This is a genomic window from Streptomyces sp. P9-2 (genome assembly GCF_051903975.1).
GTDB classification, from domain to species: domain Bacteria; phylum Actinomycetota; class Actinomycetes; order Streptomycetales; family Streptomycetaceae; genus Streptomyces; species Streptomyces cellulosae.
On the sequence record NZ_CP192633.1, the window covers coordinates 5556142 to 5571730 of the forward strand.

General features: G+C 71.8%; 14 protein-coding genes. All 14 read right to left on the reverse strand.

Translation table 11 applies throughout. From position 1 onward, the window contains the following. Window positions 1–19: 19 nt before the first annotated feature. Genes ACQY0Z_RS25265 through fabG form a run of 14 tightly spaced genes read right to left on the reverse strand, consistent with a single transcriptional unit; the run spans window position 20 to window position 15481 of the window. Window positions 20–973 carry a hypothetical protein gene (locus ACQY0Z_RS25265; protein ID WP_254586104.1) on the reverse strand — a complete coding sequence of 318 codons (954 nt, stop codon included), beginning with the start codon at window positions 971–973 and terminating at the stop codon, window positions 20–22. 28 nt (window positions 974–1001) lie between these two features. After that, window positions 1002–1766 (reverse strand): NAD-dependent epimerase/dehydratase family protein, encoded by a 765-nt coding sequence (locus tag ACQY0Z_RS25270; protein ID WP_189904093.1) that lies wholly within the window; start codon window positions 1764–1766, stop codon window positions 1002–1004. A 52-nt stretch (window positions 1767–1818) separates the two neighbouring features. Next, entirely contained in the window at window positions 1819–3123 is a 1305-nt protein-coding gene (rfbH, locus tag ACQY0Z_RS25275) for a lipopolysaccharide biosynthesis protein RfbH (protein ID WP_189904095.1), read from the reverse strand. Window positions 3124–3125: 2 nt separating this feature from the next. Further along, window positions 3126–4160 carry an NAD-dependent epimerase/dehydratase family protein gene (locus ACQY0Z_RS25280; RefSeq protein ID WP_439812852.1) on the reverse strand — a complete coding sequence of 345 codons (1035 nt, stop codon included), beginning with the start codon at window positions 4158–4160 and terminating at the stop codon, window positions 3126–3128. 10 nt (window positions 4161–4170) lie between these two features. Next, window positions 4171–5154: a dTDP-glucose 4,6-dehydratase gene (rfbB, locus tag ACQY0Z_RS25285; protein ID WP_189904099.1), complete on the reverse strand. Its 984-nt coding sequence runs from the start codon at window positions 5152–5154 to the stop codon at window positions 4171–4173. After that, window positions 5151–6218, reverse strand: coding sequence for a glucose-1-phosphate thymidylyltransferase (locus tag ACQY0Z_RS25290; RefSeq protein ID WP_189904101.1), 1068 nt, complete (start codon window positions 6216–6218; stop codon window positions 5151–5153). Before ACQY0Z_RS25290 ends, rfbB begins: the two co-directional genes overlap by 4 nt. Window positions 6219–6246: 28 nt before the next feature. Beyond that, on the reverse strand, window positions 6247–7377 hold the full coding sequence (locus ACQY0Z_RS25295) for a nucleotide disphospho-sugar-binding domain-containing protein (protein ID WP_254586108.1): 1131 nt from the start codon (window positions 7375–7377) through the stop codon (window positions 6247–6249). Between the two features lie 2 nt (window positions 7378–7379). Next, entirely contained in the window at window positions 7380–7961 is a 582-nt protein-coding gene (locus ACQY0Z_RS25300; protein WP_439812853.1) for a dTDP-4-dehydrorhamnose 3,5-epimerase family protein, read from the reverse strand. After that, window positions 7943–9157, reverse strand: coding sequence for a nucleotide disphospho-sugar-binding domain-containing protein (locus ACQY0Z_RS25305; protein ID WP_439812854.1), 1215 nt, complete (start codon window positions 9155–9157; stop codon window positions 7943–7945). The genes ACQY0Z_RS25300 and ACQY0Z_RS25305 overlap by 19 nt, the downstream gene beginning before the upstream one ends. Before the next feature lie 29 nt (window positions 9158–9186). Next, window positions 9187–10479 carry an activator-dependent family glycosyltransferase gene (locus tag ACQY0Z_RS25310; protein WP_189904109.1) on the reverse strand — a complete coding sequence of 431 codons (1293 nt, stop codon included), beginning with the start codon at window positions 10477–10479 and terminating at the stop codon, window positions 9187–9189. A 40-nt stretch (window positions 10480–10519) separates the two neighbouring features. Further along, entirely contained in the window at window positions 10520–11737 is a 1218-nt protein-coding gene (locus ACQY0Z_RS25315) for an MFS transporter (RefSeq protein ID WP_439812855.1), read from the reverse strand. Between the two features lie 12 nt (window positions 11738–11749). Continuing rightward, window positions 11750–13738: an SDR family oxidoreductase gene (locus ACQY0Z_RS25320; RefSeq protein WP_381725906.1), complete on the reverse strand. Its 1989-nt coding sequence runs from the start codon at window positions 13736–13738 to the stop codon at window positions 11750–11752. 1 nt (window position 13739) lies between these two features. Then, entirely contained in the window at window positions 13740–14675 is a 936-nt protein-coding gene (locus ACQY0Z_RS25325; RefSeq protein ID WP_439812856.1) for an aromatase/cyclase, read from the reverse strand. A gap of 20 nt (window positions 14676–14695) precedes the next feature. Then, window positions 14696–15481 (reverse strand): 3-oxoacyl-ACP reductase FabG, encoded by a 786-nt coding sequence (fabG, locus tag ACQY0Z_RS25330; protein ID WP_254586112.1) that lies wholly within the window; start codon window positions 15479–15481, stop codon window positions 14696–14698. Window positions 15482–15589: the final 108 nt, after the last annotated feature.

The window sequence follows — 15589 nt, forward strand, 5'->3', positions numbered from 1 at the left end:
GAGGGGCAGAACGGCACGTTCAGTGCACGTCGACGAGGGCGAACAGGCCTTTCTTGACGAGCTTGATGCCGTCGGTCGCGTCCTTCGAATAGGTGATCGCCGCGTACCGGTCGGGCTCCAGGGGAACCTGCACGACCGACGACCGCCCTGTGGACAGGTGCAGGCTGCCGAGGCTGAGGGAGCGGAACGGGGAGTCCGGCGGGAAGGTGCCGTCGTCGGGCAGGGCGTCGAACCACGCCTTGAGACCGGCCTCGGTGGTCCCCTCCGCGACCTTCACGAAGAGCAACTCGTTGACCTGCCCGGGGATCCGGTTGACGTAGCGCAGGGGGCGGCCGGCGCGCAGGCTGCCGAACACCTCGAAGCGAGGGCCGACGCCGGGTACGTGTCTCGCCACGACGGTGGCGGTCGGCTCCGGGGAGCGGCCGGCGGACGCACCGGTGACCGTCAGCCGGCGGTGCCGCGGCTCGGCGTCGCCCGCCGTGAGGTAGTCGAACAGCAGGTACTGTCCCGGACGCAGATCCTGGGTGAACGTCCCGGGCTGTCCGGGGTGGATCACCAGCCCTCCGAGCAGAACGGCGGTGTCGTCCAGGTCCTTCGCACCCTGCGGAACGTCGGCGGGAGTGTCGGACAGCGCGCGGGAGAGGGCGTCGAGGAAGTCGTCCCAGTCCTTGCCGTCCTTCAGCCGGGCCAGGCCGATCCAGCCCTTGCCCGACTGGGTGGTCGAGGCGCGGAACGTGGTCGGTCCCGGGCGGGCGGTGGCCGGCGCGGTGAAACCCGTTGCGGTCGAGACCAGGTCCACCGTGGTGGGTGCCTCGGTGGTGTGCGGTACGTCCGGCCCGGTCACCGTGGCCGCGGGTGCCGCGCCGGAGGGCCCGTGGAGACCGGCCAGCAGAAGAGCGGCACCGGCCAGCGCGCCGGCTCCGCGCAGGGTGCGCCGCCGGGGATTCGTCGCGCGGTTCCCGCGGTGCGTCATGTGCGTCCCCCTCGATGGTCGATGGGTGTCAGGCAGGTGCGGAGGCGTCGGATGCCACGGAGGCCGTGAAGTCCCCGAGGATCCGCCGGTAGTAGGCGGGGCCGAACCCCATGCGCGCGGTCTGCGGCACGAGGGCGCGCAGCTTCTCCGTCGAGATGACGTGCTGACGGCCGCCCGTCCGGACGAACTCCCGGCGTGCCCGCAGCCCGAGAGCCTCTTCGAGGTGATCGACGATGTCCTCCACCGGTACGGCGAAACCCGAAGCGACGTTGACCGTCTCGGCCCGCAGGCCGGTGGCGAGGAGATGGTCGACCACGGTGACGACGTCCTCGACGCCGATCAGGTCCCGGGCCGCGCCGCGGTGCACCCGGACCACACCCTCGCGCAACTGCCGTACCAAGGTGGGCAGCAGCTGGTGTTCGGGCTGGTGCGGGCCGACCAGATGCCCCAGCCGGAGGATCAGATGGTCGGCGCCGGAGTCGCGCAGCACTCCCTCCAGGGCGAGCTTGTGCGCGCCGTAGGGAGTGCAGGGGGTCACCGGGACATCCTCCCGGCCGGGTCCGTCGGCGAGTCCGTACATGCCGGTCGCCGCGGTGGAGAAGAAGAGCAGCCGCCGGCCTGTGTCGCGGCACCTGCCGGCGACCTCGTGCAGCAGAGCCTCCTCGCGGGCGAAGTCCGCGTCGGAGGTGCCGCCGGCCCACGACACCCCGGCCGCCAGGGCCACCGTGTCCGGGTGCCGGCCGGCCAGCGGGCGCAGGTTCCGCGCCAGGAAACCGTTTCCCACAATGTCCATACGTCGTCCCGATCTCTGAGGAGTGAGGAGGCCGCGAGGCGGCCTCTCCGGTTCAGCCGCGCGCGGCCACGAACTCCTTGATCGAGGCGGTGACGTAGTCCAGCATCTCGTCCGTGAGCGCCGGGTAGACCCCGATCCAGAAGGTGTGCTCGGTGATGACGTCGCTGTTGGCCAGGTCGCCCACGATCCGGTGCGGCTGGTCGATGTAGGCCGGGTGACGGGTCAGATTCCCGGCGAAGAGTCGACGCGTGCCGATCTTGCGGCCCTCCAGGAAATCGACCAGCTCGGCCCGGCTGAACGGCGCTTCGGGGTCCACGGTGATGACGAAGCCGAACCAACTGGGCTCGGAGCGGGGGGTGGCCTCGGGCAGCAGCAGGCCGGGGACGCCGTCGAGTCCCTCACGCAGCCGCCGCCAGTTGCGCCGGCGCGCCTCTATGAACGAGTCCAGCTTGGCCAGCTGGGTCAGCCCCAGTGCGGCCTGGATGTCCGTGGCCTTCAGGTTGTACCCCACGTGGGAGAAGATGTACTTGTGGTCGTACCCGGCCGGCAGCGTGCCCATCTGGTACGTGAACCGCTTCAGGCAGCGGTCGTTCTCACCGGGTTCGCACCAGCAGTCCCGGCCCCAGTCGCGCAGGGACTCGACGATGCGGGCCAGGGCCAGGTTGGAGGTCAGCACGCAGCCGCCCTCGCCCATGGTCAGGTGGTGCGCAGGGTAGAAGCTGACCGTCGTCATGTCGCCGAAGGTGCCGGTGAGCTGCCCGTCGTAGAGGGAGCCGACCGCGTCGCAGTTGTCCTCGATCAGGAACAGGTCGTGCTGTTCGCAGAGCTGGGCGATCTCCGCGACCTCGAAGGGATTGCCCAGCGCGTGCGCGATGACGACGGCGCGGGTCTTCGGCCCGATCGCCGCGGCCACCCGGTCGGCCGTCGCGTTGCAGGTGGCCAGGTCCACGTCCACGAAGACCGGGATCAGGCCGTTCTGCAGGATCGGGTTGACCGTGGTCGGGAAGCCGGCCGCGACCGTGACGACCTCGTCGCCCGGCCGCAGCCGCCGCTCCTCCAGGGCGTGCGACATCAGAGCCGACACGGCCAGCAGGTTCGCCGACGAACCGGAGTTGGTCAGATGAGCCTTGCGGCGCTTGAGGCGTCGTGCGAACTGCGACTCGAACTTGCGGGAGCTGGTCCCGGCGGCGATCCGCATCTCCAGCGCGGCCTCCACCAGAGCCACCCGGTCCTCGTCCTCCAGTACCGCCCCGGACGGCCAGATCTCCGTCGTCCCCGGGACGAACTCCCGTGCCGGGGCGGTCTCCTGGTGGTATGCGCGGACCTCTTCGAGGATCCGGTTCTTGCGCTCGCTCATGATCAATTCCCTTCTCCGGCCGGGGATGCGGCCGTGATGCCGAGTGGTGTGCTGTGCGACGGACGCTCCGGCGGCAGCACGGAGGCGAGGAGGTCGCGCAGGGAGTCGTCGAGTCCGCGAGAGGGGCTCCAGCCGAGCAGCCGCCGGGCACGGGAGATGTCCAGACACTGGCGGGCCACGTCGGTGCGCGCCGGCGCCTCGGCCGCCTCGGTCACCGGGACGTCCACACCGCTGAGCGCGATCATCCGGTCGATCAGCGCACGCATGGCGACCGCCTCGCCGCGGCCCACGTTGATCACCTGACCGGTCACGGCCGCGGACGGAGCCGAGGCCGCGGCCACCACCGCGTCGGCGACGTCACGGGCGTCCACCAGGTCACGGGCCGCGCGCAGCGGCGGAAGCCGCAGGGCGGTGACCTGCTCCCCACGTGCCCGCGCCGCCGCCGACGCACCGAGATGGGCCGCCACCCTGCCGAAGAGACTGCCCTCGGGCACCCCGGCGCCGATCACGTTGGCGAGCCGGAGCACCACTCCTTCGACGCTTCCCTCCCGCGCGCCGCGCAGCACGGCCCGCGTCCCGAGGAGTTTGGTACGGCCGTAGGGCGTGACCGGGTCGGGGTCGTGCCTCTCGCCCGTGCCGCCGGCCGGGTCGCCGGCGCCGTACTCGTGGACGCTGCCCAGCTGCACCAGCCGCACCGGAGGACCGGGCAGTTCGGCGAGTGCTGTCACGACCCGCTCGACGAGTACGGCGTTGCCCGCGTTCATCTCCGCCTCGTCCGCCCGCCAGGCCCGGCCCGCCGCGTTCACCACGACGTCCGGGCGGGCCGCGGAGAAGGCCGCCCGCAGCTCACCCGAGGCCGCCGTCAGCAGGTCCAGGTACGTGGCTGTCGTGGTCCGGCCCGATGACGGACCGGCGCCCGGCGGCGGACCGCCTCGGGAGACGCCGTGCACCCGCGCGCCCCGCGCGGCGAACGCCGCGCCGAGCCCACGGCCCAGGAAACCGCTGCTCCCCAGGATCACGACCTGCAGCCCCGGCACGGGTGCACGGTCAGGCCGCACGGCTCGTCCCGTGCTTCACGGCCTTCCACCAGTCCGGGTTGTCGCGGTACCAGGCGACGGTCTCCGCAAGACCCTCCTCGAACCCGATCCGGGGTGTGTAGCCCAGCTCCTGACGGATCTTCGACTCGTCGATCGAGTAGCGCAGGTCGTGTGCCTTGCGGTCGGCCACCCGGCGGATCTTCTCCTCGCCGGCGCCGGTCAGTTCCAGCAGCTTCCGGGTGAGGTCGAGGTTGGTGTACTCGTTGCCGCCGCCGATGTTGTAGATCTCCCCGGCCCGGCCCTCGTTGAGCACCAGGTGGATGCCACGGCAGTGGTCGGCCACGTGCAGCCACTCGCGGACGTTGCGTCCGTCCCCGTACAGGGGGACCTGGCCGCCCTCCAGCAGATTGGTCACGAAGAGCGGGATGACCTTCTCGGGGTGCTGGTAGGGGCCGTAGTTGTTGGAGCAGCGGGTGACCGACAGGTCCACACCGTGGGTCCGCCAGTACGCGCGGGCGACCAGGTCCGAGCCGGCCTTCGAGGCCGCGTAGGGCGAGTTGGGCGCCAGCGGCCACTCCTCCGTCCAGGAGCCCTCCGCGATCGAGCCGTAGACCTCGTCGGTGGAGACGTGGACAACCCGCTCGACCCCGCTCTCCAGCACCGCGTCCAGCAGGGTCTGGGTGCCCAGCACGTTCGTCCGGAAGAACTCCCCGGCTCCTTCGAGCGACCGGTCCACATGGGACTCGGCCGCGAAGTGCACCACGGCGTCGTGACCGGGCAGCAGTTCGCGGAGCAGGGACCGGTCGCACACGTCGCCCCGTACGAACACCAGCCGTTCGTGCGAGGCGGGCAGGTTCTCCCGGTTGCCGGCGTAGGTCAGCTTGTCCAGGGCGGTGACGTGGGCGCCTTCCCAGCCGCGGTACTCGTCCGCCAGCAGACTGCGGACGAAGTGCGAGCCGATGAAGCCCGCCGCTCCGGTGACGAGGATCCTCATGCCGCGACCTCCACTCGTGTGTGATCTCCCACGACGAGGCAGTGATGGTCGGTGCCCCGTCCCGTGGTGCCCACGGACGCGGCGCGCCCGATGAGCGAGTTGCGCAGGCCGTGGACACCGGTGACGGACGCCTCGTCCAGGGCGATCGAGCCCTCGAGCCTGCTGTCCGTCACCAGGCAGTCCCGCCCGATGGAGGTGTGCGGGCCGATGTGGCTGTCCTCCAGCACCGTGCCCGCGCCGATGATGGCCGGGCCCTCCACCCGGGACCTGACGACGCGAGCGCCGGCCTCGACCACGACTCGGCCGACGAGCACGCTGTCGTCGTCGACCCGTCCGTCGACGCGCCGGGTCAGTCCGTCGAGGAGGTGGCTGTTGCACTCCAGGACGTCCTCGACCTTTCCGGTGTCCTTCCAGTAGCCGTCGTAGCGGCTGGCCCGCACCTCCGCACCGGAGGACACGAGCCACTGAACGGCGTCGGTGATCTCCAGTTCGCCGCGGACGCTCGGCCCGATGGACGCCACCGCCTCGTGGATGGCGGCGGTGAAGAAGTAGACACCGATCAGCGCCAGGTCGCTGCGCGGCTCCCGGGGCTTCTCGACCAGACGCCGCACCTCGCCGTCCGGCCCCAGCTCGGCGACGCCGAACGAGCGAGGGTCGGCGACCTTGTGCACGACGACGTGCGCGGCCGGGCGGTGCCGGGCGAACTCCTCGGCGATGGGGACGATGCCGTCGGGCAGCATGTTGTCCCCCAGGTACATCACGAAGTCGTCCGGGCCGAGGAAGTCCCGGGCGATCACCACGGTGTGGGCCAGTCCTCGCGGCTCGTCCTGGGCGATGTAGGTGATGTGCACGCCGAACCGGGAGCCGTCGCCGAGGACCGCCTCGATCTCCGGCCCGCGGTTGCCGACGATGACACCCACCTCGGTCACGCCCAGCTCCCGGACGGAGCCGAGCACGTGCACCAGGACCGGTGTGTTGGCGATGGGTATGAGTTGTTTGGGCATCGAGTAGCTGAAAGGCCGCAGGCGGGTACCGGACCCGCCTGCTAGCACCAGAGCCTTCATCGAGAGGTCCTCTCGGTTCGTGTCGTCTTCACGCCAGATCTCCGAGCGCGGCGACCACGCTCGCGGGGGAGGGCATGGCGGCGATCTCGCGGGAGAGGGCACCCGCCGCCTCCCGGTAGGTGTCCTTGGCCAGCAGCTCCTGGCAGGAGTCCGCGACCGCGTCGACCGAGTCCTCGCCCGGCAGCAGCGTGATCGCCGCACCGCGGTCCGCGACGCGCAGGGCGGGCTTCTCCAGCACGGCGCCCCTGGGAATGAGGAGTTGCGGTACACCGGCGTTCAGACCGGTCAGGGTGCTCACCCCGCCCGCGTGGTGCACCAGCAGGTCACAGGTGGGCGCCACCAGGTCCAGAGGCGCCCAGCCGACGCGGACCCCCGGCAGGCCGTCGCGCAGCGCGTCGGCGGCCCCGTCGGGCGCGGCGACGATCAGTTCGACGTCCCACGAGGCGACCTCCGAGGCAAGGCCGCGCAGGAAGTCGAAGTTCTTGTCGTAGCTCTCCTTCGCGACGCGGCTGCCCGAGGTGACGAGGATCCTGCGGCGCTCGCCGCGGGTGAACATCCAGGTCTCCAGCCGCCGCTGGGCGTTCGCCGGGACGTAGCGCATGGGCTGTGCGGGGGCGGCGTTCCCCGGACGCAGGCTCGGTGGGCAGATGTCCACGAGCAGGTCCGGTCCTGGCAGCCGGTCCAGCCCGAACCGTTCCAGCTCCGGCCGCAGTTCGGCGTCCGCGCCCGGGTGAATGCCGTCCGCCTCGATGGCGTCCCAGGTCTGTCGCACGTGCGGCACGCCCAGGTGCAGGGCGAGCAGCGGAGCGACGTAGCTCATGGTGCCGCCGACGATCAGATCGGGCCGCCAGGACCGGCAGAAGTCCAGCATCCGGGGCAGGCTCGACGCGGCCATGCGCGCGAACCAGCGGCCGGTGAACAGCGCCTGCTCCACCGGGCCGGAGGGGATCGCCTCGGGACGGCCGGCCCGGTCGGTGGTGATGAAGTGCCGGATCGGCAGATCGGTGGTCGCCACGCCCGGCAGGCCCGACGACGTGATGTACGGGACCATGTCGTCGTTCGCGGCCATCACCACCTGGTGTCCCGCGTTGCGCGCGGCGGTGGCCAGCGGGGCCAGGGCGAACACGGTCGCCGGGCTTCCCGCGGCGACGAAGAGCATCCTCACGGTGTCCCTGCCTTGTCGAATCGGGGCAGCAGACCTGCCCGTACGGCCTCGGCCACTGTGGGGGCCTTGGCGTCCTTGTCGGAGATGAGAGGGGGCTCCGGGCAGTCCCAGGGCAGCCCGAGATCTGGGTCGAGCGGATTGATGTCGATCTGCGTGCCCGGCACATGGGTGGAGGACACGACGTAGCAGATGCACGCGTCGTCGGTCAGCGCGAGGAACCCGTGCCCCACACCCTCAGGCACGTACACCGAACGCCCGGAGTCCGCGTCCAGCACGTTCACCCGGTGCTCCCCGAAGGTGGGGGAGCCGATCCGCAGATCCACGACGATGTCACGCAGCGCGCCCCGCACACAGGTGACGTACTTGGCCTGCCCGGGCGGGATGCGCACGCTGTGGATGCCGCGCAGTGTGTGGCGCCGGGAGACCGAGTAGTTGATCTGCCGAGGCCGGAAGGGCACGCCGGTGGCCTTTTCCAGCAGGTCGCCGCGCATCGCCTCGTAGAACGAACCCCGCGCGTCGGGGATCAGTGTGGGCGTGATCACGTACGTGCCCGGGAGGGTCAGTTCCTCGATGTGCACTGGAGGCTCGCCTTTCTCGGTCGGGTGCCCGCCCGGGCCCGCCGCTCAAGATCGGCGGCCGCGGCGACGGGGGACGGCATACGGGCCATCTCCGCGGCCAGACCACGGGCCGCGTCGGCGTATCGGGGGTCGGACAGCAGCTCGTCCAGGGCCGCGCCGACGGTCCGCGGGTCGTCCTGCCGTTCCGCCGTGTCGAAGGACAGCCCGGCGCCGGCCGCGGTGAGCCGGTCGCCCAGCGGGAAGTGGTCCGCCAGCTGCGGAAGCACCAACTGGGGCAGTCCGAAGGAGGTCGCCGTCATGGCCGTGCCGGCGCCCCCGTGGTGGACCATCGCGTCACAGGTGCCGAGGAACAGGTGCAGGGGGAGCGGGTCGACCGCCGTGACCCCGCTCGGCAGCGGACCGATCCGCGTGCGGTACGGCTCGGGCAGCGTCACCAGGATCTCGGTCCCGGGCCGCGCGGCGAGGGCCCGCAGCAGACCGCGGGTGAAACCCACACCGTGCAGGGCCAGGGTGTTGCCCAGCGACACGGCCACCCGCCGCCGCTCCGCTCCCGGACCGCGGTCGGCCCGTACCCAGGCGGGAACCTCTGCGCCCCCGCTGTACGGCACGTACCGGATGGGCGTGCCCGGTTCGCCGCCCGGCAGCCGCAGCGAAGGCGGACACGGGTCGAGCAGCACGTCCGGGTCGGGCAGGCCGGGAAGGCCGAGCCGCTCGCACAGCTCACGGGCGCCGGGGCGGACGAAGGCCCGGGCAGGTCCGGAGATGGCGTCCACCGCCCACCGGTGGTGCACGACCGGCACACCCAGCCGTGCCCCGATGATCAGCGAGCAGTACTCCAGCGGGTCGGCCAGGACGAGATCCGGCCGGTACCTCTCGGCCACGTCGCTGTAGCCGTCGAGCATCGAGGCGGCGTGGGCCCACCACAACCTGCCGTACCCGCCGAGCAGTTCGGGGGCCGACCGGGGCCGTGCCTGCAGCGGACGCCGCTCCGGCTCCAGCCCCTCCAGCAGCATCCCGTTCACCTCGAACGGCTCGCCCGCCGAGATCGCCGTGAGACCGCAGGCCCGTACGGCTCCGACCACATCGGGCTGGGCCAGCACGGTCACCTCGTGACCGGCCGAGCGCAGCGCCCACAACAGCGGCACCAACGGAAGGAAATGGGTGGGAACGGGGGTGGAGATCACCAGTACGCGCATCTGACGGACCGTCCTCTCGGGGCGCGTGGTCAGCGGCGTTCGGCGGTCAGCCGCTCCAGCAGCGGCACGATCTCCTTGGGCGCGGGCGCGGCGAGCATCTCGTCGTGCAGGCGGCGGGCGCCCAGCTGGAACGACGGATCCTCCAGCAGCCGTACGAGCTGCTTGTGCATCTCCGCGACGTCCAGGGCGTCCGGGTCGGCGACCAGGCCCGCTCCCATGTCCCGCACGTAGCGGGCGGTGACCATCTCGTCCCACATGACCAGCGGCATCACCAGCTGGGGCACGCGGTGGGCGACGGCGGAGGAGAACGTGCCGCCTCCACCGTGGTGGACGATCGCCGAAGCGGTCGGCAGAACCTGGTTGAGCGGGACGTACTCCAGGGCGCGCACATTGCCGGGCAGCGTGCCCGCCGCGTCGAGCTGCTGGCTGTTCAGCGTGGCGACGACCTCGATGTCCAGCTCCGACACCGACGCGAAGAACTCACGCAGGGGGAACCCGCTGTACTTGCCGAAGATCTTGCGTCGGCTCACGCCCAGGGACAGCACCGCCCGGGGACGCCCGGGACGGGTGTGCAGCCAGCCCGGGAGGCGGCCGGCGCCGGTGTACGGGACCCTCCGCACCGGTATGCGCGTCTGGTCGAGCGGAGCCTGCATCCGGGACTGGGTGAGGTCCAGCGTCCACTGGCCGAGCAGCATCTCGTCGCCGAACTCCAGCCCGTGGCGCTCCAGAACCGGGCCGAACCAGCTCAGCCACGGATGCTCCGTCAGCTCCGACGCCGGATCCGCCAGTTCACGCTTCGTGCGCTCATGGATCACGCCGATGTTGTCCATCCCCCACAGCAGCCGGGCGTGCGCCGCGCCGCTGACCCGCGCGGCGACGGGGGCGGGGAACATCAGCGGATCCCACAGCACCAGGTCGGGACGCCAGGCACGGGCGAAGTCGACCAGGTTGTCCAGCACCGGCCGGCGGGCGCCCGGCTCGGAAGGCTCCGGGTAGTGCAGCCGGAACATGCCGGTCAGAATGGCGCGAGTGGTGCGCCAGGACCCCGTCTCCTCCGGTTCGAAGGCGTCGAACCCCAGGGAGGGCCGGTCCGGCTCGGCGTCGCCCGTGTGCGGGCCGAGGGCTTCCGGCAGTTCGTCCGGCGTGCCCAGCGGTACGGCCGTGAGCCCCGCCGCGGCGATGTTGTCGATCACCCCGGGGTCCACGACGCCCGCGTGACTCGCCACGACGACCTCGTGCCCGGCGCTCTGCAGCGCCCAGGCCAGCGGCACCACCGGATACAGGTGCGCCGTCGCCGGAAAGATGGTGAACAGGACACGCATTGTTGATCTCCGTTCGCGTGGGACGCGGTTCTGGGGCGGGTCAGGCCGCGATGGCGGGACGGGCGCGGCGGCGCGGGGCGCAGGCGGTCACGGCCCCCGTCGTCGCCAGCGCCGTCAGGAACAGCAGCGCCGGGCGGTAACCCGCACCCGCCGCCATGGCCACCGCCGGCAGCGACAGCAGGGGGCCCAGCTGAACCGCCGTCTGGTAGACCGGCACCGCGGTGCCCCGTTCTGCGGCCGGAATGCCCGACACGGCCTGGAGATTGAGGGCTGCGAAGGACAGCACGAAACCCGCCTCGACGCAGAGCAGCACCGGCAGCACCCCGGTGACGTAGGTGTCCGGCGCTCCGGTCAGCAGCGCCGTCACACAGCCCAGCGCCGTGGCGCACCCTCCGGCCGCGATCAGCCGTGCGGTGCCGAAGCGCGCCACCATCCGGTCGGCGAACGGCAGGGTGAGGGCCAGCGGCACACACGCCGGCAGGAACGCCAGCGCCGTCTCCCAGGAGCCCCACCCCCAGGTGTCGTGCAGCCAGTGGGTGAGGAGCAGCAGCAGCCCGAGGTAGGTGCCGTTGAGTGTCGCCGCGCACAGCGCCGACCGCACGAACGGACCGTTGCGCACCAGCCGGATCAGGGCCGGCAGCAGCGGCTCGGCGGATGGGGGCCCGGCGTCCCGGGGGACGAGCCGGAGACCGGCCAGCAGCAGGAGGAGGGCGAACGACCCGGGGAACACCGGAGTCCAGCGCCAGCTCAGCTCGGTGAGCGCACCGGAGGAGAGCAGGCCGACCGTGAACCCCGCCGCTCCGAAGAGGGAGTACACGGACACCGCCCGGCTCTGTTCCCGCCCTGGCCGGAAGACGGTGCCGATGATGGCCAGCCCGGTGGGCGCGGTCAGCGCCGCGCACATGCCCTTCACCACCCTGGTCGCGGCCAGCACGGCGCCCTCGTCCGTCAGGCCGCCGGCCAGCGAGGCGGCGATGAACACCGTCAGCGCGGCGAGGTACACGGGCCGTCGTCCCCACAGGGCGGCAAGACGCGGGCCGAGCAGCAGCAGGGCGGCGAACCCCGCGGCGAAGCCGCTCATCATCCACTGCCCGCCGAACATGGACAGTCCCAGGTCCCGCCCCATGGGCGGCAGGGCGACCAGGACGACGGAGACCTCCAGGGCGTCGACGAGCATGTTGCCAGCGAGTACGAACAGCAGGGCCCGCCGACCGGCCAGGGCGGGGCCGGGGCGCGGGGAGGTGAAGAGGTTCGGCATTCGTCCGCCCGCTCAGCCGCCGAGGAGGGTGCCGCCGCTGGCGTCCAGGTAGGAGCCGGTGATCCAGCGCGAGTCGTCACTCGCCAGGAAGGCCACCACATCGGCGATGTCGCGGGCCTCACCGACCCGGTTGAACACCGAGTAGCCCGCCATCGCGGCCACCGCCTCCGGGTCGCTGAAGACGGCGGAACCGTTGTCGGTGATGCCTGGGCCCACGCTGTTCACCGTGATGCCGCGCGGTCCGAGGTGCTTGGCGAAGTGCAGGGTGAGCTGGTCGACCGCGCCCTTGGTCATCGCGTACGCAATCTCCTGAGGGTTGGCGACCCGGGTCAGCCCCGAGGAGATGTTGATGATCCGCCCCCCGTCGGGGAGGTGGGCCAGGGCCCGCTGCACCAGGAAGTACGGTGCCTTCGCGTTGACGGCCCACAGGCGGTCGAACTGCTCGGGGGTCAGTTCCTCGGGGTCCACCCCGCCCATCACCCCGGCGTTGTTCACCAGGATGTCGAGCGTGGTCGTCCCCGTGCGCTCCTTCAGCTCCCTTTCGAGAGCGAGGAACAGCTCGTGCACATCGCCGGGCACCCCGAGTTCGGCCACCACGGAGAACGCGCGACCGCCGTCCTTCTCCACGGCGGCGACCGTCTCCTCGGCGGCCGCCCGGTTGCTGGAGCAGTGCACCGCGACCAGCGCTCCGTCGCGGGCGAGCCTGAGGGCCGTGGCCCGTCCGATACCCCGGCTGGAGCCGGAGACGAGCGCGGTCTTGCCGGAAAGCTTGCCCATCGTGATCCTCCTGTGCGTGATGTCCTGACGGAGCGGAGCGGGGGCCACGGACACGGCCGGCCCGCCGGCGCCGGCCCGCGCGGGGCGGCCGCCGTCGAGCCCGCCGACCATGGCGCCCAGATGGCGGCGGGCCGCGGGGAGCTCCAGCAGCTCGCGGAACACCTCCCGCAGCGGGTCCACCTCGGGCCCGCCGAACAACAGCTGGGCCTGCGCCTCGATGTTGGTGAGGACCCGAGCGCCCACCGCTCGCCGGACCAGGCCGTAGCTGTCCAGCACCTCGTCGCCGGCCCGGCCGGCCAGCCGGGCGGCGAGCTTCGGGCCGAGATCCATGGCGTCCTGCAGGCCGAGATTGAGCGCCTGGCCCCCCACGGGCAGCTGGACGTGTGCCGCGTCCCCCGCGAGGAACACCCGGCCGTCGCGGTACCGGTCCGCCTGCCGGCGCGCGTTGCCGAAGGCGTTGAGCCAGACAGGCCGGGCGGCGCTGATGTCCTCGCCGGTGACGTGCGCCCACACCGCGCAGACGTCGGCGAAGGCGGGGGTACCGGACGGCCCGGGGGTCCGGTCGAAGGCGTGCACCATGATGCGGGTGACGCCGTCCGGGCCGCGGCGGGCGTTGGCCACGCCCCGGGGATGACGTTCGAAACGCCGCTCCCGCAGTTCGATGCCGGCCAGATCGGCGCGCAAGAGCTCCTTGCCGGAGTCGACCCCCGGGAACGCGAAGTTCCCCAGCCGCCGAACGGTGCTGTCCTCGCCGTCGCAGCCGATGACATAGGCGGCGTCCAGCCGCAGCCGCCGCCCGTCCGGTGCCACGGCGACGACACGCACCCGGTCGGCGCGCTGGGCCAGACCGGTCACCGTGAGTCCCCGCCGCACCTCGACGCCGAGTTCCCTCGCCCATGCGGCGAGGACGGCTTCGACATGCGTCTGAGGCGCCTTCCACTGTCCGGCGTACGGACTGTTCCCGGCCTCGCTCAGGTCGAGAGGGATGCCGCCGAAGTGACCGGGGCCCGCCTCGGGCAGCGGCCCGAACCGTTCCAGCAGGCCCCGTTCGGCCAGCAGTTCCATGGTGCGCGCGTGCAGGACGGACGCCCGGGACTCGGTCGTGGGCCGCTCCAGCCGTTCCAGAACGGTCACCCGCGCCCCGCCGGCCCGCAGGTCACCGGCGAGCATCAGCCCGGTCGGCCCGGCCCCCACGACGACCACATCCGTGTCCGGCGCGGTCATGTCAGCGCCGCTTCTCGGCGTGGTCCTTGGCATGGCCGAGGGTCGCCCGGCTGTTGGTGCTCAGCGCGCCCTGGACGTACGCGCGGGCGTCGGCCACGGTCGCGTCGGGTCCGAGGACCCGAGCGATGTTCTCCGTGTTGAGGGTGACGGTGTGCTGCGAGGTCGCGGCGACCCCGCTCCCGTTCTCCGTGAACGTCCACAGGCCGGTGTGCAGGGTCATCAACGCGGGCAGAGTGACCTGCTTGTACGCGATCCTGTGGTGCGGGAACGTCACCCGGTACGACTTCGTGGTGTGCGTGGAGCCGTCCTTGGCCAGGGTGTCCATCTCCAGGGTCTGCAGCCCGGGGGAGTGCTCCGTGAAGCGGACCGAGGCCACGTGGGGCAGCCGCTCCGCCCACAGACCCGCCTCGTCGACGAAGTCGAAGGCGTCCTTGGACGAGCCGGCGATCTGCACGGTGTCCTCGAAGGAGAACGTGACGTCCTCCGCGGCGTGGGCCAGTTCCACGTTGGTCTTCAGCGCGGCCAGCTCGGCACGGGAGTTGCGGTCGACGGCCTCGTCGATCCAGCGCAGGCCGGCGGGGTCGTCGTCCACGGCGCGGTAGTCGTGCAGCAGCCGGATCCGGGCCGAGCCGTCGGACAGCGGCTCGATGACCCAGGCGCCGCCCATGGCGGCCACCGGCGGGGCCGAGACCTCCTGCCGGAAGGTGATCCGCAGACCGTCCGGGTCCAGCGTGCGGCGCGAGGTCCAGTTCTTCGCCTCGCCGTTGGCGGTCGCCCAGATCCGTATGCGCTCCTCGCCCGCCGAGCGCTCGACATGGTCGACGTAGATGGTGGGAGGGAAGATCCGCGGCCAGTTCTCCACGTCGGCGATCAGCCGGTAGACGGCGGCTGCCGGGGCCCCGACCGTGATCTCGTGCTCGACCTGACGGGTCGTCATGACGGTTGCTCCTCAGCGTCTCAAAAGTTGCCCAGACCGCCGCAGACGTTCAGCGCCTGCGAGGTGATGGAGGCGGCGGTGTCGGAGGCCAGATAGCCGACCAGGCCCGCGACTTCCTCGGGGGTCGAGTAGCGGCCCAGCGGGATCTTCGCCTGGAACTTCTCGAGGATCGCGTCCTCGGAGGTGTTGTAGGCGGCCGCGTAGCCCTGGCGCACCCGTTGTGCCATCGGCGTCTCGACGTAGCCGGGGCAGACGGCGTTCACGGTGATGCCGGTGGGCGCGAGCTCGTTGCCGAGCGCCTTGGTGAAGCCGACGACACCGTGCTTGGAGGCCGAGTAGGGGGCGCCGAGCACCACGCCCTGCTTGCCCGCGGTGGAGGCGACGTTGATGATCCGGCCACGGTCCTTGTCGCGCATACCGCCGGTGGTGAGCACCTCGCGCGTCACCCGGAAGACGCTGTTGAGGTTGGTCTCGATCACGTCGGACCAGAGGTCGTCGGGGAGTTCGGCGGTGACCCCGCCACCGGACCTGCCGGCGTTGTTGACGAGTACGTCGATGGTGCCGAAGCGGTCAACTGCCCGCGTCACGAGGCGCTTGACGTCGGTCCCGGAGCGTACGTCGCACGGGGCGCCGTCCACGTCCAGCCCCTCGTCGAGCAGTTCCTTGACCGTGCGGGTCACGCCGGTCTCGGTGCGGGCACAGAGGAACACCCGGTGGCCGTCGCGGGCCAGCAGCCTGGTCACCGCCAGGCCGATGCCGCTGGTCGCGCCCGTGACGAGGGCCACCTTCGGCTTCTGCTGTGTCATGTCTGTCTCCTGGTTGGGTCGGTGTGCGCCGAGCGGGGGCGGGGTGGGGCGGACAGTGCGCGCCGCCGGTCCCGGTCCGAGGCATCGACGGTGTCCGGGCGGGAACCG